Source organism: Pontibacillus sp. ABV4_188, from assembly GCF_056311905.1.
Genome location: NZ_CM149975.1, coordinates 1,720,602 through 1,742,954, shown reverse-complemented (window position 1 = coordinate 1,742,954; position 22,353 = coordinate 1,720,602). Strand labels below are relative to the sequence as shown.

22 protein-coding genes and 1 other annotated feature are annotated in these 22,353 nt (G+C 41.5%); all 22 genes read right to left on the bottom strand.

Annotation, left to right across the window (positions count from 1 at the left end):
• Positions 1 to 122: 122 nt before the first annotated feature.
• The 22 genes from ACYX4O_RS08855 to sigG all read right to left on the bottom strand — a co-directional run bounded on the left by ACYX4O_RS08855 (position 123) and on the right by sigG (position 22,303).
• Positions 123 to 431: a hypothetical protein gene (locus ACYX4O_RS08855; RefSeq protein WP_476356459.1), complete on the bottom strand. Its 309-nt coding sequence runs from the start codon at positions 429 to 431 to the stop codon at positions 123 to 125.
• 35 nt (positions 432 to 466) lie between these two features.
• A complete protein-coding gene (pyrE, locus tag ACYX4O_RS08850) occupies positions 467 to 1,108 on the bottom strand; it encodes an orotate phosphoribosyltransferase (RefSeq protein WP_476356457.1) in 642 nt (213 codons plus the stop codon).
• Complete coding sequence (pyrF, locus tag ACYX4O_RS08845) at positions 1,095 to 1,811, bottom strand: orotidine-5'-phosphate decarboxylase (protein ID WP_476356455.1); 717 nt, start codon at positions 1,809 to 1,811, stop codon at positions 1,095 to 1,097. Before pyrF ends, pyrE begins: the two co-directional genes overlap by 14 nt.
• Complete coding sequence (locus ACYX4O_RS08840) at positions 1,783 to 2,718, bottom strand: dihydroorotate dehydrogenase (RefSeq protein ID WP_476356453.1); 936 nt, start codon at positions 2,716 to 2,718, stop codon at positions 1,783 to 1,785. Before ACYX4O_RS08840 ends, pyrF begins: the two co-directional genes overlap by 29 nt.
• Positions 2,718 to 3,485 carry a dihydroorotate dehydrogenase electron transfer subunit gene (locus ACYX4O_RS08835; RefSeq protein WP_476356451.1) on the bottom strand — a complete coding sequence of 256 codons (768 nt, stop codon included), beginning with the start codon at positions 3,483 to 3,485 and terminating at the stop codon, positions 2,718 to 2,720. Before ACYX4O_RS08835 ends, ACYX4O_RS08840 begins: the two co-directional genes overlap by 1 nt.
• A complete protein-coding gene (gene carB / locus ACYX4O_RS08830; protein WP_476356449.1) occupies positions 3,479 to 6,691 on the bottom strand; it encodes a carbamoyl-phosphate synthase large subunit in 3,213 nt (1,070 codons plus the stop codon). The genes ACYX4O_RS08835 and carB overlap by 7 nt, the downstream gene beginning before the upstream one ends.
• On the bottom strand, positions 6,670 to 7,776 hold the full coding sequence (locus tag ACYX4O_RS08825; protein ID WP_476356447.1) for a carbamoyl phosphate synthase small subunit: 1,107 nt from the start codon (positions 7,774 to 7,776) through the stop codon (positions 6,670 to 6,672). Before ACYX4O_RS08825 ends, carB begins: the two co-directional genes overlap by 22 nt.
• Entirely contained in the window at positions 7,754 to 9,043 is a 1,290-nt protein-coding gene (locus ACYX4O_RS08820) for a dihydroorotase (protein WP_476356445.1), read from the bottom strand. Before ACYX4O_RS08820 ends, ACYX4O_RS08825 begins: the two co-directional genes overlap by 23 nt.
• The gene (locus tag ACYX4O_RS08815) at positions 9,003 to 9,929 is read right to left on the bottom strand and encodes an aspartate carbamoyltransferase catalytic subunit (RefSeq protein WP_476356443.1); all 927 of its coding nucleotides are present in this window, start codon (positions 9,927 to 9,929) and stop codon (positions 9,003 to 9,005) included. The genes ACYX4O_RS08820 and ACYX4O_RS08815 overlap by 41 nt, the downstream gene beginning before the upstream one ends.
• Before the next feature lie 172 nt (positions 9,930 to 10,101).
• Positions 10,102 to 11,478: a solute carrier family 23 protein gene (locus ACYX4O_RS08810; RefSeq protein WP_476356441.1), complete on the bottom strand. Its 1,377-nt coding sequence runs from the start codon at positions 11,476 to 11,478 to the stop codon at positions 10,102 to 10,104.
• 158 nt (positions 11,479 to 11,636) lie between these two features.
• Positions 11,637 to 12,179 (bottom strand): bifunctional pyr operon transcriptional regulator/uracil phosphoribosyltransferase PyrR, encoded by a 543-nt coding sequence (gene pyrR / locus ACYX4O_RS08805; protein WP_476356439.1) that lies wholly within the window; start codon positions 12,177 to 12,179, stop codon positions 11,637 to 11,639.
• A gap of 191 nt (positions 12,180 to 12,370) precedes the next feature.
• A complete protein-coding gene (locus tag ACYX4O_RS08800) occupies positions 12,371 to 13,282 on the bottom strand; it encodes an RluA family pseudouridine synthase (protein WP_476356437.1) in 912 nt (303 codons plus the stop codon).
• The gene (gene lspA, locus ACYX4O_RS08795; protein ID WP_476356435.1) at positions 13,279 to 13,743 is read right to left on the bottom strand and encodes a signal peptidase II; all 465 of its coding nucleotides are present in this window, start codon (positions 13,741 to 13,743) and stop codon (positions 13,279 to 13,281) included. The genes ACYX4O_RS08800 and lspA overlap by 4 nt, the downstream gene beginning before the upstream one ends.
• A gap of 208 nt (positions 13,744 to 13,951) precedes the next feature.
• Positions 13,952 to 16,705 (bottom strand): isoleucine--tRNA ligase, encoded by a 2,754-nt coding sequence (ileS, locus tag ACYX4O_RS08790; protein ID WP_476356433.1) that lies wholly within the window; start codon positions 16,703 to 16,705, stop codon positions 13,952 to 13,954.
• A gap of 86 nt (positions 16,706 to 16,791) precedes the next feature.
• Positions 16,792 to 17,024: a binding site (T-box leader), on the bottom strand.
• A gap of 49 nt (positions 17,025 to 17,073) precedes the next feature.
• Complete coding sequence (locus ACYX4O_RS08785) at positions 17,074 to 17,589, bottom strand: DivIVA domain-containing protein (protein WP_476356431.1); 516 nt, start codon at positions 17,587 to 17,589, stop codon at positions 17,074 to 17,076.
• 150 nt (positions 17,590 to 17,739) lie between these two features.
• Complete coding sequence (locus ACYX4O_RS08780; protein ID WP_476356429.1) at positions 17,740 to 18,513, bottom strand: YlmH family RNA-binding protein; 774 nt, start codon at positions 18,511 to 18,513, stop codon at positions 17,740 to 17,742.
• A gap of 112 nt (positions 18,514 to 18,625) precedes the next feature.
• Positions 18,626 to 18,892: a YggT family protein gene (locus ACYX4O_RS08775; protein WP_188654988.1), complete on the bottom strand. Its 267-nt coding sequence runs from the start codon at positions 18,890 to 18,892 to the stop codon at positions 18,626 to 18,628.
• Between the two features lie 8 nt (positions 18,893 to 18,900).
• Positions 18,901 to 19,362: a cell division protein SepF gene (locus tag ACYX4O_RS08770; protein ID WP_476356427.1), complete on the bottom strand. Its 462-nt coding sequence runs from the start codon at positions 19,360 to 19,362 to the stop codon at positions 18,901 to 18,903.
• 15 nt (positions 19,363 to 19,377) lie between these two features.
• The gene (locus ACYX4O_RS08765) at positions 19,378 to 20,058 is read right to left on the bottom strand and encodes a YggS family pyridoxal phosphate-dependent enzyme (RefSeq protein ID WP_476356425.1); all 681 of its coding nucleotides are present in this window, start codon (positions 20,056 to 20,058) and stop codon (positions 19,378 to 19,380) included.
• A gap of 19 nt (positions 20,059 to 20,077) precedes the next feature.
• On the bottom strand, positions 20,078 to 20,887 hold the full coding sequence (pgeF, locus tag ACYX4O_RS08760) for a peptidoglycan editing factor PgeF (RefSeq protein ID WP_476356423.1): 810 nt from the start codon (positions 20,885 to 20,887) through the stop codon (positions 20,078 to 20,080).
• A gap of 73 nt (positions 20,888 to 20,960) precedes the next feature.
• Positions 20,961 to 21,230: a YlmC/YmxH family sporulation protein gene (locus ACYX4O_RS08755; protein WP_476356421.1), complete on the bottom strand. Its 270-nt coding sequence runs from the start codon at positions 21,228 to 21,230 to the stop codon at positions 20,961 to 20,963.
• A gap of 251 nt (positions 21,231 to 21,481) precedes the next feature.
• Positions 21,482 to 22,303 (bottom strand): RNA polymerase sporulation sigma factor SigG, encoded by an 822-nt coding sequence (gene sigG / locus ACYX4O_RS08750; RefSeq protein WP_229721249.1) that lies wholly within the window; start codon positions 22,301 to 22,303, stop codon positions 21,482 to 21,484.
• Positions 22,304 to 22,353: the final 50 nt, after the last annotated feature.

The window sequence follows — 22,353 nt, the reverse complement described above, 5'->3', positions numbered from 1 at the left end:
CGCGGAAAGCGAGTGATTTCCAGGCCCACCTTACTTCCCATTAAGGCTAACGGAAACATTTCTCTCAGCTTCGAGTGTTCAACATAAGGTGGCCCTACCAGAGCCCTCTTAGCTACTATATATTAAAATAACCAGAAAATCGCCACAAATAGTACGATGGCACCCAGGTATGTGAAACTTGCATAGAGCCACTCCATTTTTTGCTCTCTCCCAATTAACGAGGCATTCAGCACGCCAAATAAGGTGAGAGATATAATAAGACTAAGAAAAGCCTTTAAATTTATAATAGGAGCGGCCATTGATACGAATATCCAAAAATAAAGATATAAATAGCATGTGAATACTCCAAGCACTGCGTTCCCTATCATTACTGTGGCTTGTTTTTTAAAAGACATGAACTCACGACCTTCATACGTTTGTACATTTGCCATGATTGTACAACGGAAGGTTCTTACTAGCAATGCTATTAGGCTTGGTAATTATATGAAAAGGCTTCTGGATCTTGATTCCATTCTTTTAAGCGATCGTAACTCTCCGCTGTGACTTTCTTTTGTTCTTTCATAACCTCTAACAGTATAGGGAACGTTGTGAGTGAGTGAAACTGTAAAGATGCTTCCTTAAAGGCTTTTTCTGCTTTTTTAAGTTCATATGAAAATAGCGCCAGCACTCCTTCGACTTCAACACCCGCTTCTTGTAAGGCTTTTGCAGAAGCGATTGAACTTTTGCCAGTAGATATAAGGTCTTCTATCACAACAGACTTTTGTCCGGCCTTTACTTTACCTTCGATTTGATTCTCTTTCCCATGACCTTTTGCTTTATCTCGTACATAGACCATTGGGAGTCCAAGTATTTCTGCTACCCATGCAGCGTGAGGTATACCTGCTGTAGCGCAACCTGCTATGACTTCAACTTCGGGGTAATTCACTCGGATTCGTTCAGCTAAAGATTGAGCAACCTCTCTTCTTAACGAGACATCACTCATTACAAGCCTATTATCACAATAGACCGGAGATAAAATACCAGATGTCCACTTAAAAGGTTGATCCGCGCTAAATTGTAGGGCCTCTATTTCAAATAGTCGCTTGGCAATTTGTTTATCGGTTAACATACGACCACTCCTTTTCGAATAATTGATACATCTCTTGTGGTTCGACTGCTTTGGTAACTCCTCTACCGACAACGATAGAATCCACACCAAGTTCTCTCGCTCGACTTGGTGTCACCACACGTTTTTGATCATGATAGCTATTATCTTCTAATCGAATGCCTGGACAAAGAAGATGGAAAGAATCAGGAAGTTCTTGGCGTATTGCTCTCACTTCATGTGCAGAACAGACTACACCATCTGCTCCAGCATCATAAGACATTTGAGCGTAACGGACCACAGTCTCTTCCAAGTTCATGGAGATCCCCAACTCTTCTTGTACCATTTGTTCTGTTGTAGACGTCAATTGAGTGACTGCTAAGAGCAACGGGGGACTTATTCCATCACCCGTTCCTTCTAGTAGACCATCTTTGGCTGCTCGGATCATTGCACTCCCCCCTGCTGCATGGACATTTACAACGTCCACGTTCAACGAAGCGAGGTTTCTCATAGCCGATCTAACCGTGTTCGGTATATCATGAAGCTTTAAATCTAGGAAAACCGGATGCCCTTGTTCTTTCAAAAACTTCACGATTTCAGCACCTTCTTTATAGTACAACTCCATACCTATCTTTACCGGTACACCTATAAGTTCGTGCTCACGGATAAAACGGAGTGCATCACTTCCAGATGGAAAATCAAGTGCTAGATAAAGAGGTTTCTTCATGTTTAAAGCTCCTTCCAATGCACGCATGAATAGAATCATAGCCGTAGCTCTCAAGAAGATCAGGGAGTTGTTCGATTAACTCAGGACAAATCATAGGATTTTGGAAATTCGCCGTCCCTACTGCGACTGCACTTGCTCCTGCTAACAAAAATTCCAGTACATCTTCTACGCACGTAACTCCGCCCATACCGATAACAGGAATGGAAACCGCCTGACTTACTTGATAGACCATGCGAATGGCTACAGGTTTAATAGAAGGACCAGATAAACCACCTGTCCCATTTGCAAGTATAGTGCGCCCTGTCGCTAGATCTAACTTCATCCCGATAAGGGTGTTAATCATAGATAAACCATCTGCGCCAGCCTCTTCTACTGCCTTTGCCATCTCTACGATATCGCCTGTATTCGGGGACAGTTTTACGTAAACCGGAACTTCACTAGCGCTCTTCACAGCTCTTGTTAATGAAGCCGCTAGCTTAGGATCTGTTCCAAATTGAATCCCGCCTTCTTTCACATTTGGACAAGAGATATTCAGTTCAAGAGCATTTACCCTTTGATGGGCACCAAGTGCTCTAGCAACTTCCACATATTCCTCTTCTGTACTACCAGCTACATTGGCAAGTACCGGAGTGTCATATTGTTCGAGAAACTTGAGTTCCTCTTCTATAATGCGTTTAACACCAGGGTTTTGAAGTCCAATTGCATTTAGCATCCCTCCTGATGTTTCAGCAACACGAGGTGTTGGGTTCCCATACCTCCCCTCACCAGTTGCTGCTTTGATGGTAATGGCACCAAGCTCATTTAAATCATAAAATTCACTAAATTCTCGTCCAAACCCAAAACAGCCAGATGCGGGCAATATTGGGTTTTTTAACTCTAAGCCAGGCAAGGATACACGTAAGTCCATTACAACACCACCTCTCCAGAATGGAATACAGGACCATCTTGACAAATTTTTCTATATCCTTTCGAATCTTCAGGGTCAGTTGTTTCACACACGCAAGCAAAACACGCGCCAACTCCACACCCCATCCGTTCTTCAAGCGAGATAAAACCAGGAATCGCAAATGTCTCAGAGACCCCTTTGAGCATAGGCTTAGGCCCGCAAGAGAAGTACTGTGTTACATCCTGATCAAGCTCACCGATCATGTCCGTTACGCGTCCTTTATAGCCGTGACTCCCATCATCAGTAGTAATTATCGTTTCACCAAGCTGACGAAATGCATCTTCATAAAAGACTCCATCTAGTTCTTGAAAACCGAGGATAGAAGTGACGGTGTTCCCTTGTTGAACAAGCTTTCGGCCTAGATAGTATAATGGAGGTACACCTACACCGCCTCCGATCAGAACAATATGCTCATTACAAATTCCCTCTATTGGAAAACCTTTTCCACGAGGGCCAATAACATCAACCGTTTCGCCTACTTTCCTTTCTGAAAGCCATTTTGTACCTCTGCCAACAATCTTATAAATAACTGTGACGATGTGATGATCCACATTCGCAATAGACAATGGCCTCCTTAAAACATGAGAAGTTCCATCTCCAATCTTAATATGAAGAAACTGACCTGGTTGCTTCATCAAGTTGACGAAGCGACCAGTAAGTTTCATTTCGAATGTGTTATCAGCAATCATTTTATTTTGGAGTATGTGCATATCATCTTTCTTTAGCATAGGACATTCACCTTTTGCTGCGACGTCTTTGGCATGGACTGCGCTGTAAAGGTCATTGATTCAATCACTCTTAATATTGCTGATGCAGTATCGAGAGATGTCATACAAGGGATACCATGCTCTACCGCTTCACGACGAATACGGAATCCATCTTTTCGCGGTTGCTTGCCTGTTGTTAGCGTGTTTATAACCATGTGAACCTGCCCTTTTTGGACTACATCCAGAACCGTTTGTTCCTCTGAGCCAATTTTCGCGACTTTTGTCACAGGAAGCCCTTCTCCCTCAAGCTTTGATCCAGTACCTTCAGTAGCATATAGTTCAAACCCGAGCTGATGGAAACGAGTTGCAAGTTCTAAGAGTTCTTCTTTATCTTTGTCTGCTACTGTCAATAAGACAGCTCCATTACGAGGAACTTCAATTCCTGAGGCTGTTAACCCTTTATAAAGTGCTTTCTCAAGGGTTACGTCACGACCAAGTACTTCGCCGGTTGATTTCATTTCAGGTCCAAGGTATGTGTCTACACTTCGAAGCTTCTCGAACGAGAAGACTGGTACTTTCACATATACTTCATTTGGTTCAGGTAAAACCCCGTCGGAATAGCCAAGATCTTTTAAACATGCTCCTACGATAAGTTCTGTGGCTAGCTTTGCCATTGTTAAGCCGGTAATTTTACTTAAGAAAGGTACTGTACGACTTGCTCTTGGGTTTACTTCAAGTACATATACTTCGTCGTTATGAAGTACAAGCTGAATATTGATCAAGCCTACAATACCGAGTTCTCGTGCAATTCTTGTGGTATATTCTACACATTTTTGTTTAATTTCTTCGCTTATCCGTTGTGTTGGATAGACTGCAATCGAGTCGCCAGAGTGAACACCTGCTCGCTCAATATGTTCCATCACGCCTGGTATAAGGACGGTTTCTCCATCACTGATGGCGTCAACTTCAATCTCAATCCCAGTCATATACGTATCGATTAAAACAGGGTGATCTTTGTGTACGTTTACAGCTTCTTCAATATAGCGTTCTAATTCGGCCTGATCGTACACGATTTCCATTGCACGCCCCCCAAGGACGTACGATGGGCGCACAACTAGTGGGAATCCAAGCGTTTCAGATGCCTGCATCGCTTCCTCAGCTGTTGTGGCACAAATTCCCTTTGGTTGAGGGATACCAAGTATAGAAAGGGTATATTCAAATTTATCACGATCCTCTGAGCGATCAATCGCTTCTAAGGAAGTCCCAAGAATATTGACACCTCTTCTAGCTAACCCGTCTGCTAGATTAATAGCCGTCTGCCCTCCAAACTGAACGATTACACCCATTGGTTTTTCTAATTCGACAACATGCATGACATCTTCTAATGTTAGCGGTTCGAAGTAAAGCTTGTCAGAGATACTGAAATCTGTCGAAACGGTCTCAGGATTGTTATTCATGATGATGGCTTCATATCCCGCTTCTTTTAGTGCCAGCACGGAATGGACCGTTGCGTAGTCAAATTCAACTCCCTGGCCAATCCGAATTGGTCCAGATCCAAGGACAAGGATCTTCTCTCGATCTGATCGAACGGATTCATTTTCTGTTTCATATGAGCTGTAGAAATATGGTGTGGTGGATTCAAATTCAGCTGCACATGTGTCTACCATCTTGTAAACTGGAACAATATCTTCATTTTTGCGGTACATATATACTTCATCTTCATTTACATTCCATAAGCGGGCCAACGCAGTGTCTGAAAAGCCTTTTTCTTTGGCAATTTTAAGAAGATCTTTGTGCCATGGACTGTCTTCTAATTGCTTCTCTAGCTGAATAATCCCTTCGAACTTCTCCACAAAGAACGGATCGATTTTGGTGTGGTGTACGATCTCTTCCGTGGTCATCCCTCGGCGTAAAGCTTCTCCGATGATAAACAGCCGCTCATCATCCGCTTTTATAAGACGTTCTATCATTTCTTCTTGAGGTAGATTTGTAATCTCTTTTAAGTACAATTCTTCCGTTCCAATTTCAAGCGAGCGCACCGCTTTAAGAAGAGATTCTTCAAAGTTACGGCCAATAGCCATAACTTCTCCTGTTGCTTTCATTTGCGTACCGAGAATACGGTGTCCTTTTATAAATTTATCAAACGGCCATCGCGGGATTTTAGAGACCACATAGTCTAAGGCTGGTTCAAATAAGGCATACGACGTTTCTGTCACGGGGTTCTTAATTTCATCAAGAGTAAGTCCAACGGCAATCTTAGCAGCAATTTTGGCGATTGGATAACCTGTCGCTTTTGAAGCAAGAGCTGATGAACGACTTACCCTTGGGTTGACCTCTATGATGTAATAGTCAAAGCTGTTTGGATCTAGCGCTAGCTGAACGTTACAGCCCCCTTCAATCTCTAAAGCTCTGATAATTTTCAGCGAAACATTCCGAAGCATTTGGTACTCCCGGTCACTGAGCGTTTGACTCGGAGCTACAACGATTGAATCACCGGTATGAATTCCGACCGCGTCAACGTTTTCCATGTTACACACCACAATGGCGTGGTCGTTATGGTCACGCATGACTTCATATTCTATTTCTTTAAAGCCTGCTATATTTTTCTCGATCAGGCACTGGTTGACGGGTGATAGTTGAAGGCCAGAGTGAGCAATGGTTTCAAGGTCTTGCCTTGAGTAACACATGCCTCCACCTGCACCTCCCATGGTGTAAGCTGGGCGTACAATAACCGGATAACCGATCTCTTCTGCAAAAAGGAGTGCATCATCAACTGTACTTACAATGGTGCTCTCTGGTACGGGCTCATTTAACTCATACATTAAGGAACGGAATTTCTCACGATCTTCGGCTTGCTGGATGGCTTCAAGCGATGTTCCTAGTAACTCAACATTAAAATCTCTTAGAATGCCAGCCTCTTCAAGCTGAACCGCCATGTTCAAGCCCGTTTGGCCCCCTAGTGTTGGGAGAAGGGCGTCTGGCTTTTCTTTACGAATGATTTTCGCCAGGAATTCTACGGTCAAAGGCTCCATATATACTTCATCCGCTATCGTTTCATCTGTCATAATGGTAGCAGGGTTTGAGTTTGCAAGAATGACTTCATAGCCTTCCTCTCTTAACGATTGGCATGCCTGCGTACCTGAATAATCGAACTCTGCTGCTTGACCTATTATGATTGGACCTGATCCAATCACTAGTATTTTGTTTATATCTGTACGCTTTGGCATACAACTCGCTCCCTTCTCTTTTCACGTTTTACAATAGTTAGGAATTCATCAAATAATCCGTTTGAATCTTCTGGTCCCGGCGCACTCTCAGGGTGGTATTGTACAGAAAAGGCTGTATATTTAGAGTGGTAAAGTCCTTCAACACTCCCATCGTTTAAAGCGTATTGACTAATTTGTAAATCTGTAGCTTTAACAGAAACTTCTTCTACAGCATATCCGTGGTTTTGACTTGTCATATAGACTCGGCCTGTTGCTATATCTTTTACTGGATGGTTCGAACCTCTGTGCCCAAACTTCATCTTAACCGTATCTGCCCCGCATGCTAGAGCAAAGAGTTGATGTCCTAGGCATATGCCAAATAGGGGAAGTTTCCCTAGCAAACCCTGAATCATCTCTACAGCTTCTGGTACATCTTTTGGGTCTCCTGGTCCGTTTGAAAGCATGACACCGTCTGGCTTTAGTTTTAAAATCTCTTCTGCAGTGGTGTTATATGGAACAACCGTTACATGACAGTTACGTTTTGTAAATTCTCTTAAGATTCCATGTTTCATACCAAGGTCAACTAATACTATACGCTCTCCCCGACCTGGCACCACATATGGCTTAATGGTTGAAACACGTTGCACCTGATCTGTAGGAAAATCCTCATTTCTCAGTCTTGCTAATACGTCGTCAGGGGATTGTTCGAGCGAAGCAAAAGCCCCTTTCATTGTCCCAAACTGACGAATCTTCTTCGTTAACATTCGAGTGTCAATACCACTGATCGCAGGAATGTCCCTTGCTTTCAAGTAAGCATCTAATGTATCTTCAGAGCGAAAATTGCTCGGATGAGAGCATGCTTCTTTTACAACAAGTCCACTTACGAAGGGGTTGATGGTTTCGAAATCTTCTCTATTAATTCCGTAGTTTCCTATTAAGGGATACGTTAATGTGACGATTTGCCCGCAATAAGATGGATCAGAAAGGATTTCCTGGTAACCTGTCATCCCCGTATTAAACACCACCTCACCGCTTGTAAGGTTATCACTTCCAAGAGCTTCTCCAATAAACACTGTTCCGTCTTCAAGAATGAGTTGTCGTTTCATGTGCTTCTACCCCTTTCCAAATCACTTCTCCATCTACCATTGTTAGAACAGGCATGCCAGTCACTTCCCAACCACCAAAGGGAGTGTTCTTCCCTTTTGATGCAAAATCTTCTGTATTCACCTCTGCCGTTGCCTTAAGATCTAAAAGCACCAAATCAGCAGGTCCTCCTTCTAGAAGAGTGCCGTACGGCAACCCAAACACTCTAGCTGGCTTATGGCTGATCCAGTTTACCAACTGTTGCAATGTCCACCGCCCTGTTTTCACAAAATGGGTAAATAACAAGGAGAATGCCGTTTCAAGCCCAACGATACCGAAAGGGGCACTTAAGAATCCGCCTTCTTTCTCTTCGTGGGTATGAGGAGCGTGATCCGTTGCAATAAAGTCAATTGTGCCATCTTCTAACCCTTCAATAAGCGCAAGTTGATCTTCTTTGGCACGAAGCGGAGGGTTCATTTTAAACAGGGCATCATCCCCAGGAATATCTTCTTCTGTTAGCAAAAGGTGGTGTGGGGTAACTTCTGCTGTTACGTGGATCCCCGCCCGTTTGGCGTCTCGGATAACTCGTACTGATTCTTTCGTGCTTACGTGACAAACATGGTAGTGACACCCTGTAGCTTCTGCGAGTAAGACATCACGAGCAATTTGAACAGATTCACAGATTGAAGGGATACCCGGTAGCCCCAGCTCTCTGCTCCTCTCCCCTTGGTGCATAACCCCTCCCTGAATAAGTGAATTGTCTTCACAATGAGCAACTACAGACATGTTCAGGGAAGCGGCTCTCTTCATTGCTTCAAGCATCATCCCAGCAGACTGAACACCTACTCCATCATCTGTAAATGCAAACGCTCCATTTTCCTTTAAAACCAACATGTCAGTTAACTCTTGTCCAAGCTGCCTTGTTGTAATCGATGCGTAAGGTAAGACACGAACACTTGCTTTTGTTTTAATTTTTTCCTGTAGTTCTTTGATATGTTCCTCATTATCAGGGACAGGCCTGGTATTTGGCATGGCACAAACTGTCGTGAATCCTCCACGAGCAGCTGCGTTTGTACCGGTTTCGATCGTTTCTTTCGCTTCTCCACCAGGTTCACGCAGATGGATGTGAACGTCCACAAACCCAGGAGCCACTACGCATCCTTTTCCATCAATGATTCTGTCTACAGCTGGTTCTTCTGAAGTAAACCCTTTAATGGTCTTTCCATCAACGATTAGATTGGTCAATTCATTATTGTGTAAGTTGTGTACATTTTTGATTAGTGTATGCATGTGTTTTACCCCCTTCTTGTAATGCCACTCGCAGCATGGCCATCCGTACATAAACCCCGTTTTCCATTTGAGTAAAAATGCGTGAGCGCTCCCCTTCAACTAGTTCACTCTCAATTTCTACCCCTCTATTTACTGGTGCAGGATGCAAGATGATACTGTGTGATTTCATTTTCTGTTCCCGATCTGATGTTAGACCGTACTGTTGTAAGTATTGAGAGTGACTCCCTTTTTGATGGTGTCGCTCATTTTGTATACGCAAGAGCATAAGAGCATCTGCTTGTTGCACTGCCTCATCTATTTCTAGATAAGGGAAATCAAGTGTATTGTCTTTCCACTCTTTGGGCCCTGACAAGCTGACCTTTGCACCCAAACGACTCAGTGCATATGCATTTGAACGCGCTACTCGACTGTGTTTGACATCTCCTGCTATGACCACATGCACATCTATGAAGGTTCCAAACTCTTCATAGATTGTGTAGAGGTCCAACAAACACTGAGAAGGATGTTCGCCTTTGCCATCACCGCCGTTTATGATCGGGATTGATACCCCGTTGATCAGCTCACGATAATATCCTTCTTTCGGATGACGGATAACCACCGCAGAAGCACCTAGAGATTCAGCTGTTCGAACAGTATCGTAAAGGGATTCGCCTTTTTGTACACTCGAACTCTCTGAAGAAAAATCCAGAACATTTAAACCTAATCGTTTCTCTGCTACTTCAAAGCTCATCTTTGTTCTTGTGCTAGGTTCAAAGAACAGGTTTGCTACAAAGGTTGGTTTAGCTCGGAAAGTTTGAACTTTACCATCTTTCATCCCTTTAGCTTGTTTTAGTAAGGTATAAATCTCTTCGTTCGTGAGATCATTCATCGTGAGAATGTGTTTCATGCTACTCTCCCCTTTCTGATTTTTAGAAAAGGTATAAAAAAACCAGCATCCTGTATTAAGGATGCTGGTTAGACTGGGTCCGTGATTTTCATAAAAAGCGCACGAAACACAGATCGAACCTTTTCACCCTTTGAAACCTCTCTGGACTTCTTTAAAAAGTGTTGATGTCGATTCAAGCAGCTGATTCATCTGACTTTTCAGCTTGTTCTTCTTCTGTTTTGAACATGTTTCCATTTCCATAGGCGGATTCTTTGCCTGGCAGTGCTAAGTTTAAGAGTACCCCGACTAGCGTTGCTAATGCCATAGAAGATACAGCAAAACCATCAAATTGAAGTTTCGCTCCCCCCACTCCAATAACTAGGATGACTGAGGAAATGATTAAGTTTCGTTTATCTCCAAGATCAATGTTATTATCAATCAGCATCCGCAGCCCACTTGAAGCGATAATTCCAAACAGAAGGATGGATACCCCGCCCATAACCGCTGAAGGGACTGCACCAATTACTTCTGTAACGATGCCAATAAACCCGAAGAAAATGGCGGTTACGGCAGCTCCACCGATGACAAAGACGCTAAATACTTTTGTAATGGCTAAGACTCCAATGTTTTCTCCATATGTTGTATTAGGTGGTCCTCCTAAGAAAGATGCAATCATAGTAGCTAAACCGTCACCTGCGATTGAACGATGAAGGCCTGGTTTGTCCAGGAAGTTCTGACCAACGACTTTTGAGAGAACCATTTGATCTCCGATATGCTCAGCAATGGTCACAAATGCAATGGGTACCATAATTAATGCTATTTCTGCAATCGGTACTGAACCAGGCATAAAGTCCCTAAATGGTAATGTAAAGTCTGGCATTTGAAACACGCTACCTAAAAAGCTTAGAACTCCTGTTGCTGATGTGATCTCATTCCATTCAGCTTGTATTCCACTAGTGTCAACTACACCTTGCGTTAGTGCGAACAAGTACCCGCCTGTTATTCCAAAGAGAACTGGAATGATACTCATAAATCCTTTAAAGAATAAGGAGGCAATTATGGTTAAAGCGAGTGTAACCGCTGCGATTGACATATAGCTTAGTGAGTAATTTCCGTCACCGTCGTTCATGGCCATATCAACTGCAGTAGACGCTAATCCTAGTCCGATTACGATGATGACAGGCCCTACTACAACAGGTGGCAGAACTTTCATAATCCATTTCGTTCCGAACAGCTTAATAAGCATGGAAACTCCACCGTATACAAGTCCAGCCATAAAGCTTCCAAGCATAATTCCTGGAACCCCTGCTGCTTGATCAGCAGCTATGATAGGAGGTATAAAGGCAAAACTTGAACCAAGATAAGCAGGTATCCTCCCCTTTGTAATTGCCAGGTAAGCGAGCGTCCCCACCCCGCTCGATACTAGGGCAACGGCTGGAGATAATCCAGTTAGAAATGGCACTAAAATTGTAGCCCCAAACATGGCAAACAAATGTTGTAAACTTAAAGCAATCCACTTGGGTAAGTTCGGTACTTCTCGTACGCCTAAATTCACTTGGTTCTTCTTCATTTATGATCCTCCTCTTATATGAACATGCTTTGATTTCATTCCATAAAAAAACCTCTTTGCGAAAGCTCGCAAAGAGGTAGACGTGTCCTATAGATACACGTTGCCTAGTCATTGCGACCTTTCGAGCCTCACAGGACTTCATTTAAAGGTCTTTTATTTTACTTGATATAAATGCTTACTTCATCTACTTCATCTGATTCCAACAACTGAACTCCGATAACTTCTTCTTGGGATGTTGGGACATTTTTGCCTACATAATCCGCTCGTATTGGTAATTCACGGTGCCCTCTATCCACTAGAACAGCGAGTTGAACTTGGGCTGGTCGGCCATAGTCCATGATTGCGTCCATAGCTGCTCGAACCGTTCTTCCAGTGTAAAGAACATCATCGACTAGAATGACTTTCTTACCAGTAAGGTCTGTTTCAACGTGAGATCCTTTAATTGTAGGGTCTTCTTTATCCTCGGGTTTCGTAAGATCATCTCTGTAAAGGGTGATGTCTACTTCCCCAATGGGAACTTCGACCCCTTCAATTTGCGTGATTTTATCTGCTAAACGTTTTGCTAATGGGATGCCTCTTGTTTTAATACCAACAAGTACAAGACCATCTACCCCTTTATTCTTCTCAAGTATTTCGTGGGCGACTCTTGTCAGTCCACGTCTTATCGCAGATTCATCTAATACGAGTGCTTTCTTCTCCATGCTGTTTATCCCCTCCTGTTTTTGCGAGGTACGAAAAAAACCCCTCCTACCGTGGTAGAAGGGGTTTTAGATAGACGTATATCCAACTAAGGACATAACTGTCTCGTTCATCCGTACCCTTCTCAGCCTCACGGGACTGTTTTAAAGGTCTTTATTCTAGTTCCCTATTATTCCATAGGATGTTAATTCCGTCAACCTCTAAGAGATAAATGCTCTAAAACTTGTTTCAGCTCTTCTGGGAGTTCGGAATCAAAGTGAAGCCATTCTCCTGTAGAAGGATGCTCAAATCCAAGCTCTTTCGCGTGAAGAGCTTGTCCATTTAAATCAAGCGTTCGACGCGGCCCATACTTAGGATCCCCAATAATTGGATGCTCAATATAATTCATGTGTACACGAATCTGGTGAGTACGCCCTGTTTCTAGAACGCATTCGACAAGTGTATGTTCCTCGAAACGGTCTAACACTTTAAAGTGTGTGACAGCATTTTTACCACCTTCCACAACACCTTGTTTCTGGCGATCTTTCGGGTCACGCCCGATTGGAGCATCAATGGTTCCATATTCATGGTGAATCACACCTTGAACTAAAGCCACATACTTACGTTCCACTGTTTTGTTCGAAAGCTGTTCTGCTAAAGATGTGTGAGCTTTATCGTTCTTCGCAACCATTAAAAGACCACTTGTATCTTTATCTATTCGATGAACAATACCTGGTCTCATAACTCCATTAATACCTGATAAATCTTGACAATGATGGAGCAGAGCATTTACAAGTGTACCCTTACTATGACCAGCAGAAGGATGTACGACCATCCCTTTAGGCTTGTTCACTACAATTACATCTTCGTCTTCATATACGACGTTTACAGGAATGTCTTCTGGTAATACTTCCATTGGTTCTGGTTCTGGAATATCCCAGGACAAGACATCTCCTTCTTGACATTTATAGTTACTCTTGTGGTGGGCACCGTTAACCGTTACGAATTGATCCTTCACCCATGCTTGTACTTGAGCACGAGATGCATCTTCGTTTAAAGCTGTTAATACTTTATCTAATCTCTCATTATGTTCTTCTTGTGTTACATGGTGGGTGTTTAAACTCATTTTGCGCTTCCTTTCTTCCGTTCATCTATAATTGTAGCTATAAAGACAAGTCCTACTCCGACAACTAGCGCAGAATCAGCTACGTTGAAAATCGGAAAATCATAGCTGCCAATGTAAACATCGAGGAAATCTACGACTTCTTTTCTAAAGACACGGTCGATAAAATTCCCAACAGCACCGCCTAAGATTAGCCCGAGAGAAATTCCAAGCAATGGGTTATCTTTCGTATACTTTTGTATGTAATAAATTACAAAAGCAATAACGAATGCTGTAATGATATAGAAAAACCAAAACTGTCCTTCTAGCATCCCCCATGCTGCTCCTTTATTACGGTGAGACGTAATATAAAAAACATCTTCAATTACAGGGATACTTTCTAGCAATTTCATTTGTGTATCAATAATCCATTTCGTCAGCTGATCAATAAGTATGATCACAATCGCCAAAACGTAATACCACAAAACATGTTCCTCCGTTCTACACAAACTATTCCTTTAGCATTTTACCACACTTCTAAGGAACGTGCGCGAAAATCATGATTCAAGTATGGTAGCGGTCATATGTTGAGTATAATATGATCCATTAAAAATTCATTTCCAACGGATAAATTTAAAGGCTAATGAAAAACCTGCCTCCGCCACACGGCGAAGACAGGCAGTAAACGAACTCTTATGCTTTATAGTTCTCTTCAACAACAGAAGCACAGCGTGGGCAAAGTTCTGGATGAGCTTCGCTTGCGCCGATTTCTTCTGAAACAACCCAGCAACGTTGGCATTTCTCACCTGGGTGAGCTTGCACAAGAACAGATACGTGATCATATTCTTTGGCTTCTGATGCCGTTTCAGCAACTGTAGCTCCTGATACAATTAATAGTTGTTCTAAGTGATCGACACTTTCTAGAAGCTGTTTTGTTTGTTCATCTTTTGGAACAATTGTTACGTGAGCTTCTAATGACTTACCGATTACTTTGTCAGCACGTGCTTCTTCTAGTGCTTTTAAGACATCGTCACGAACGTCCATGAAGTGATCCCATTTCGCTTTCAGAGCTTCATGATCTTTAACTTCTTGAACTTCCGGAAGATCTGTTAGCTGAACACTCGCCTCTTGTACGCCAGGAATGTGTTGGTAAACCTCATCCGCTGTGTGAGAAAGGATTGGCGATAGAAGTTTTGTAAGAGACGTCACCATTTCATAGTAAACCGTTTGAATACTACGACGACGGGCATCATCTTTTGCTTCAATGTAAAGAATATCTTTCGCAAAGTCCAAGTAGAACGAGCTCAAATCAATCGTACAGAAGTTATGAACCGCATGATAGATCGTAGAGAACTCATACTCATCGTAAGCCTTACGCACTGTGCTTGTTAGCTCTTGTAAGCGCAAGAACATATAACGATCTACTTCTTGAAGATTCTCTTGCTCAACGTAATTTGTCTTTGGATCAAAGTCATGTAAATTTCCTAGCAAGAAACGGAATGTATTACGGATCTTACGATAAACTTCTGATACTTGCTTCAAGATATCGTCTGATATACGTACGTCTGATTGATAGTCTGCGCTCGCAACCCATAGACGAAGGATATCTGCACCAAGCTGCTTCATCACTTTATCTGGAACAACTACATTCCCTACAGATTTACTCATCTTACGACCTTGGCCATCAAGAGCGAAGCCATGACTCAGAATACCTTTAAATGGTGCTTTCCCTGTTACAGCAACAGCTGTAGATAGAGAAGAATTGAACCAACCACGGTACTGATCAGAACCTTCTAAATAAAGGTCTGCCGGACGAGCAAGTTCATCACGTTCATGAAGAACGGCCTGATGAGAAGAGCCACTGTCGAACCAAACATCCATGATATCTTGTTCTTTAGTGAACGTTCCATTAGGACTGTGCTCTGATGTGAAACCTTCAGGAAGCAAGTCTTTTGCTTCACGCTCAAACCAAACGTTTGATCCATGTTCACGGAACAAGTCTGACACGTGTTGGATGGTTTCTTCTGTAATAATTGGAGTATTGTCTTCACCATAAAATACAGGAATAGGAACCCCCCACGCACGTTGACGGGAAATACACCAGTCTTCACGGTCACGAACCATGTTGTAAAGGCGCGTTTCGCCCCATGCAGGAGTCCACTTCGTTTGTTTGATTTCTTCTAGAATATCTTCACGGAAATCTTTAATAGAAGCGAACCACTGACTTGTTGCACGGAAGATTGTTGGCTTCTTCGTACGCCAATCATGTGGATAAGAGTGTGTGATAAACGTTAGGTCTAATAAAGCACCTACTTCTTTTAACTTTTCTGTGATGTCTTTATTCGCTGCATCATAGAACATACCTTCATATCCTGGTGCTTCATCTGTGAAGTACCCTTTCTCGTCAACTGGACAAAGAACTTCAAGTCCATATTGTTTACCTACCCAGAAGTCATCTTCCCCGTGTCCTGGTGCTGTGTGTACACAACCAGTACCAGCGTCTGTCGTAACGTGGTCACCAAGCACGACAAGAGAAGTGCGTTCATAAAGGGGATGCTGTGCTTCTACACGCTCAAGTTCGCTTCCCTTATATGTCTTAACAATTTCAGGATTTGACCACTCAAGAGCTTCTGCAACTTCATCAATTAATTTCTCAGCAATGATATAGTTACCGCTATCTACTTTCACTTTTACATAGTTTAATTCAGGATGAACGGCAATACCTTGGTTAGCCGGAATCGTCCAAGGTGTAGTCGTCCAGATAACAAACGTTTCATCTCCATCTAAAACGCCGTTTGTTTCTTTAACATCAAAACCAACGTAAATAGAAGCAGATCGCTTATCTTGATACTCAATTTCCGCTTCAGCTAATGCTGATTCAGAAGAAGGACTCCAGTAGACTGGTTTTTTACCTTTATAAATGTACCCTTTGTTTGCCATTGTTCCAAAGACTTCAATTTGGGCAGCTTCATAATCTTTGTTTAACGTGATATAAGGGTTTTCCCAGTCACCGCGTACACCAAGTTGCTTGAATTGATGACGCTGGTTATCGACTTGTTTTAACGCATATTCAGCGCATTTTTCACGAAATTCAGCGACCGTCATCTTCTTACGGTTAACTTTCTTTTTCGCTAGTGCTTGCTCAATCGGAAGGCCATGCGTATCCCAGCCTGGAACGTAAGGCGCATGAAACCCTGCCATAGATTTATAACGAACAATAAAGTCTTTCAATACTTTATTTAGCGCGTGACCCATGTGAAGGTCACCATTGGCATATGGAGGGCCATCATGAAGTACGAATAGCGGGCGTCCTTCTGTACGCTCTTGTACTTTTTCATAAATATTCATGTCTTCCCATTGTTGTTGCATTTTAGGCTCACGATTCGGAAGGTTCCCTCGCATAGGAAACTCCGTCTTAGGCATGAGCAAGGTGTCTTTATAGTTCATTAAACCGTTCCTCCTTCATAAGTTCAGCATAGTCAATTTGCTATGGACTGATACCTTAAAAAAAACAAAAAAGACCCTCTCATCCCAGAAGGGACGAGAAGGTCTCGCGGTACCACCCTTATAGATTAAAAGACATATGGCGTCTTTAAATAATCCACTCTAGCATTCGTAACGTGAATGAAACGCCTCTATTTACAAATAAGATCAATAGAGGTACTCGAGGGTGATCTTCCAAAATAACATCTGACTCAGGCTTCCACCATCCCTGATTCGCTTTCTCAGATTATCTATTTCGTACTGTCCCTGTCATCATATGTGTATATTGATGTAGTTCTGTTAATGAATTATATGTAAAAATAGCTTAAGCGTCAAGAGTTATTTTCGGCTAGCTCTTTTTCATATTCTGTTTCTTCTTCAATCTCCTCATTAAACAGTTCATCCCAGTCATCCGTTTCTAACATGTCAAGCTGTGCTTCTACCATCATCTTTAGACGTGTTCGGAACACTTTAGCTTGTTTTTTCAGTTCTTCAACTTCTAATGAGATTCGGCGAGATTTCGATAATGCTTCATTTATGATACGATCAGCATTTTTCTCAGCTTCTTTTAAGATAAGCTTGGACTCTTTGTTAGCATGTCCCTTCACTTCTTCTGCTGTTTCCTGAGCTACAAGAATTGATTTATTCAACGTTTCTTCTATATTACTAAAGTGACCAAGCTTTTCTTCAAGCTGGCTAGCTTTCTCCTCTAAGTTCTTCTTCTCACGAATAACTGATTCATAGTCTTTAATGACCTGATCAAGAAATTCATTGACCTCGTCTTCATCATATCCTCTAAACCCACGCGTAAACTCTTTGTTATGGATGTCTAATGGTGTAAGTGCCACTAGGGCCACCTCCTTTTATAAATAAATATACACATTTCTTCAGTAAGCTATAAATTCGACAAAACCTCACTAAATCCTTCTCATTTCTACAAGTATTCATGTAAATTTATCGAAAAAAGAGAGAATGATCTTTTTGCCCTCTATACTTTATTATTTTAACACAGCCGTTACAATTCGCCATTTATCTTTTTTAGTTTTACCTTCAATTTCTTTCACAACACTACGACCTTTCCCTCTTAGGGAGATAAGGTCTCCTGCTTCTAAAGAGAAAGAAGGGTCTTCTACTGTACGAAAATTCACCTTAACAGCTCCCTTATCAATAAATAAAGCTGCTTTTTGTCTAGAAATGTTGTAGATCTCTTTCACCATAACATCTAAACGCAGAGATGATACAGTTCCAGATTGCTCTTGCCAAGTTTCTTGTGTTTCGAGAACTTCTTCAAAGGGGCGTTCTTCAAACGAAACCCCGGCTTTTTTAATACCTGTAAGATTCATCTTAACGTAATCAGCAATTTCACTTGCTAAAAGAATTTGAATTTGTGTATCCGTTACGATTAAGTCCCCTAACTTATTGCGTTTAATACCTAAAGACATAAAAGCCCCAAGGACATCTCTATGCTCAAGTGTAACGAACTTACTCGGATAACTTGCTTCTAGTAAAGTTACGCCAAACGCTTCTTCCTCAGGATTTTCATAGAAGGGAGCTAATATAAGGCGTTTACGTTCTGCTGATGCATATCCTCCAAATTCCCTTAACACAAAATCTTCATTGTGACCGATAATAGAACGGAATATGTACTGCTCTCTTGGGTCTAGAAAGTCACTTACTTTCCTTTCATAGCGTGAAGCCACTTCGTCCTGCCATGATAGCACTTGATCGATAAAGGGTTGTTCCTCTTTACGGAAATGCTGATAGATGTCCATCACATTCACCTACTTAATCTATAAAATAAGGATGTCTAGTAAGAACTTCTTCCCTAATCATTAAGAGGAAAGTTCCCTATAGACATCCCATAATCGATTGATTTCTTATGGATTATACTAAAATATTATACAATACTGGTAATCCGTATAACTGAGCAATATTTAAAGCGAAAATCGCTACTATAGGCGAAATATCAATCATTCCAAGTGGTGGAATAATCTTTCGGAACGGCTCTAGATACGGCTCGCAAATCGCACTTAGAAATCGACCGATAGAAGAATCTCGTGCACCAGGGAACCAGGACATTAAGATGTAACCGATAAGCGCATAAAAATATGCTGAAAGCGCAAAGCTTAAAAATTCAAAAATAATCCCTATCAAATTGTCTACCACCTTTTCTCGTATTCATCATCACTAGCAAACATTTCCGAAATATTTCCAGAAACATCTACATTATCGGGCGTGCACAAAAAGGTTTGTGAGCCCAGCTTTTGCATATCCCCACCTATAGCATAAACGGTTCCACTTAAAAAATCTACAATGCGTTTTGCCTGATGATGATCGACTCGCTGCAAATTGATAACAACTGCTTTACGATTGACTATATTGTCAGCAATCTCTTGTGCTTCATTATACGTTCTTGGCTCTAGTAGGACAACTTTAGAAGCAGGTTGTACACTTTTTAAACTAACTACATTTTGCTTTTTCTCTTCTTTAGTCTGTGCTTCTCGTTGTTTAGGATGACTTCTCTGGTCCATTTCTTCCTCTTCATCATCCACATATTCGTATTCATATTCATATTCATCTTCTAAAGCGAAAATTTTCTTAACACTTTTCATGAATCCCATGATTCTTCACCTCTTTTATTGATCCTCACGACCGACTAACTTCGAGCCAATGCGTACATGGGTCGCGCCTTCTTCAATGGCAATCTGAAAATCATTACTCATCCCCATTGATAACCCATGACAAGGAGCATGAGCCCAATTTTTCTGTTCAACTTCTTCTTTTAATTCACGAAGTTCTCGGAACGTAGCTCTTAAGCGCTCCTCATCTTTACTATGAGGGGCCATTGTCATAAGTCCTTCTACCACAATATTGTCATAGTCTGACAAACGCTCAATAAATGAAAGAACTTCATCAGGAGATAATCCATGCTTTGATTCTTCTCCACTAACATTAACTTGCACGAAACAAGAAATTTTTTGTTTAGCACGCTTATGAATCTCTTTAGCTAACGATAATCTGTCTAAAGAATGAATCATCGTTATAGTGTCGATTACATTCTTAACTTTCCTAGATTGTAAAGATCCAATAAAGTGCCATTTTGCTTTTGGTCCGATAGAATTATACTTTTCCTGTAACCCTTCTAATCGGTTCTCACCTAAATGTATAATCCCAGCATTTACTGCTTCTTGAGCTCGTTCGATAGATACGTATTTGGTTACTCCAATAACCGTAACCTCTGATAGTTCTCTCCCGCTTCTTTCACAGGCTTTTTGAATCTCATCAGTCACAGTCTCGACATTTTCCTTGATGTTCACGAAAAAAATGTCTCCTTTCTTACTTTTTAAACCCGATAAATCCTAACATTCTACCGGTCTTGCCCTCATCCCTTCTATGGGAAAAGAATAAATGGCTATTTTGATATGTACAATATTCTGATACTTCAATGTGTTCTTCTTTAATACCCGCCTGCATAATGAGTTCCTTATGCATCTGCTGAAGCGATAATAAATACTTTCCACTTCCTTGCTCAATTACTGTCGGTTCAGAGCGAAATTGTTTAGGAATTTGATCTACCACAGTATCGTCTACTTCGTATGCATCCCCACCTATAGAGGGGCCTATTGCAACCCTAATATGCCTTTTATCCGCACCATGCTTTTCTAAAGTATCAATCATCTTAGGCCCCATACTGGCGACGGTTCCTCGCCAACCAGCATGAGCAATACCAATCCAGTTATTAACTGGGTCAAAGAAAAATAATGGCACGCAATCCGCATAAAAGGCAGTAAGTAAAAGGTTAGGCTCGTTGGTAATAAGGCCATCACAATCAGGAATGGCTGTTTCCCTTGAAGTAGCACCCTTCCCTAAATCTTTCTTTGTAACACGTTTAATTTCAGTCTTATGGACTTGTTCCCCGCCCACCCAAGATTCCAGTGGAAAATCTAACAATTGAGCTAGCGTTTCTCTGTTTTTCCTGATTGTATCTTGTTGATCAGGAACGTGCCAGGCAAGGTTAAACGAATCGAACGGAGGCTCCCCAGTCCCGCCTATACGGGTTGTGAGTCCTACAGTCAATTCAGGATGAGGATACGTCCACTTCGTTAACTCCATATAAGAAGGATGTGTATGATGAAAGCTCTCCATGCTTCTTACCTCCAAAAATAATGGTTTCGTATATTTTATCACATTCTGTAGGAAAATTCTTGAGTGAATCCGCTTATTCTGGCTTTTCGGGAGGATATAATTCAGGACGTGTCACATTTTTTACGAGTATGACATCTTCACCTATAGTTAGGATCGAAGACCAAGGGATAACCAGTTCGTCGTCTTTACCGAATAACCCCATCATCTTTCCTTTTGTCCCTACTACAATAGCAAGGAGTTTCCCTTTGTCTACATCGATTTCTAGGTCCGTCATATGACCAATTTTTTGACCATTCTCAACAGAAATAATTTCTTTTACTTGTAACTCAGAAATCGTAACCATAAATGACACCACCTTTATAGCTATTTTATGCTCAAGAAGGTTTAATCTTCACCAGAATATATATTCATTATTGAAGAAGAACAATTTAATAAGGGACTAAAGCTTTAGTAGGTCGTTATAAAGGACAAGCTTTAAATTGCCGGCTACCCTATTGGAAGTAGGGACACCTTTCTAATTTGAATGTACTACTATCTATAACAGAAACAATAGAAAAGGTCTAAGCACGCTACATACATGCTTAGACCAATCCATTAGTCATACATTTGTTTGTTCATTTCTTTTATTGCTGCTTTTTCTAAGCGAGAGACTTGAGCCTGGGAGATCCCTATTTCATCGGCAACTTCCATTTGCGTTTTTCCTTGGAAAAAACGCTTATTCAAAATCATTTTCTCTCTGTCATTTAACCTTCTCATACCCTCTTGTAAGGCAATCTCGTCAATCCAAATTGAATCCTTGTTTTTCTCGTCACTTAATTGATCCATAACAAATATCGGATCCCCACCATCATTATAAATGGGTTCAAATAATGAAACTGGATCTTGAATTGCATCAAGAGCGAACACAACATCGGAATGGGGGACCCCCATTTCTTCAGCAATCTCCATTGGTGTTGGTTCTTTAGACGTCTTACCCATTAGTTTCTCTCGTACTTGTAAAGCTTTATAAGCAATATCTCTCAGTGAACGAGAAACGCGAATAGGGTTATTGTCTCTTAAATAACGTCTAATTTCTCCAATAATCATTGGTACAGCATAGGTTGAGAATTTTACATTTTGACCCAAATCAAAATTATCAATGGATTTCATTAATCCAATACAACCAACTTGGAAAAGGTCATCCACGTATTCTCCTCGATTGTTAAAGCGTTGAATAACACTAAGCACAAGACGTAAGTTCCCATTCACTAACACTTCTCTGGCACTTTCGTCTCCTGCCTGCATTTGCGTAAATAACTTACGCATTTCATCATTTTTAAGTACCGGTAATTTTGATGTATCGACTCCGCAAATTTCAACTTTATGTCGTGTCAAATCTATACCCTCCTCAGTGGAGCTGCTGTCAAAAAACAGTATCTCCTGGGAAGGGAAATTTATGCATGAGTGTCTTTTCGTGTGAGGAAACC

Coding starts and splice junctions, on each gene's coding strand:
- ACYX4O_RS08855 (WP_476356459.1), bottom strand. CDS start 431: ATGGCAAATGTACAAACGTATGAAGGTCGTGAGTTCATGTCTTTTAAA.
- pyrE (WP_476356457.1), bottom strand. CDS start 1,108: ATGTTAACCGATAAACAAATTGCCAAGCGACTATTTGAAATAGAGGCC.
- pyrF (WP_476356455.1), bottom strand. CDS start 1,811: ATGAAGAAACCTCTTTATCTAGCACTTGATTTTCCATCTGGAAGTGAT.
- ACYX4O_RS08840 (WP_476356453.1), bottom strand. CDS start 2,718: ATGGACTTACGTGTATCCTTGCCTGGCTTAGAGTTAAAAAACCCAATA.
- ACYX4O_RS08835 (WP_476356451.1), bottom strand. CDS start 3,485: ATGCTAAAGAAAGATGATATGCACATACTCCAAAATAAAATGATTGCT.
- carB (WP_476356449.1), bottom strand. CDS start 6,691: ATGCCAAAGCGTACAGATATAAACAAAATACTAGTGATTGGATCAGGT.
- ACYX4O_RS08825 (WP_476356447.1), bottom strand. CDS start 7,776: ATGAAACGACAACTCATTCTTGAAGACGGAACAGTGTTTATTGGAGAA.
- ACYX4O_RS08820 (WP_476356445.1), bottom strand. CDS start 9,043: ATGCATACACTAATCAAAAATGTACACAACTTACACAATAATGAATTG.
- ACYX4O_RS08815 (WP_476356443.1), bottom strand. CDS start 9,929: ATGAAACACATTCTCACGATGAATGATCTCACGAACGAAGAGATTTAT.
- ACYX4O_RS08810 (WP_476356441.1), bottom strand. CDS start 11,478: ATGAAGAAGAACCAAGTGAATTTAGGCGTACGAGAAGTACCGAACTTA.
- pyrR (WP_476356439.1), bottom strand. CDS start 12,179: ATGGAGAAGAAAGCACTCGTATTAGATGAATCTGCGATAAGACGTGGA.
- ACYX4O_RS08800 (WP_476356437.1), bottom strand. CDS start 13,282: ATGAGTTTAAACACCCACCATGTAACACAAGAAGAACATAATGAGAGA.
- ileS (WP_476356433.1), bottom strand. CDS start 16,705: ATGAACTATAAAGACACCTTGCTCATGCCTAAGACGGAGTTTCCTATG.
- ACYX4O_RS08780 (WP_476356429.1), bottom strand. CDS start 18,513: ATGGACATCTATCAGCATTTCCGTAAAGAGGAACAACCCTTTATCGAT.
- ACYX4O_RS08770 (WP_476356427.1), bottom strand. CDS start 19,362: ATGGGATTCATGAAAAGTGTTAAGAAAATTTTCGCTTTAGAAGATGAA.
- pgeF (WP_476356423.1), bottom strand. CDS start 20,887: ATGGAGAGCTTTCATCATACACATCCTTCTTATATGGAGTTAACGAAG.
- ACYX4O_RS08755 (WP_476356421.1), bottom strand. CDS start 21,230: ATGGTTACGATTTCTGAGTTACAAGTAAAAGAAATTATTTCTGTTGAG.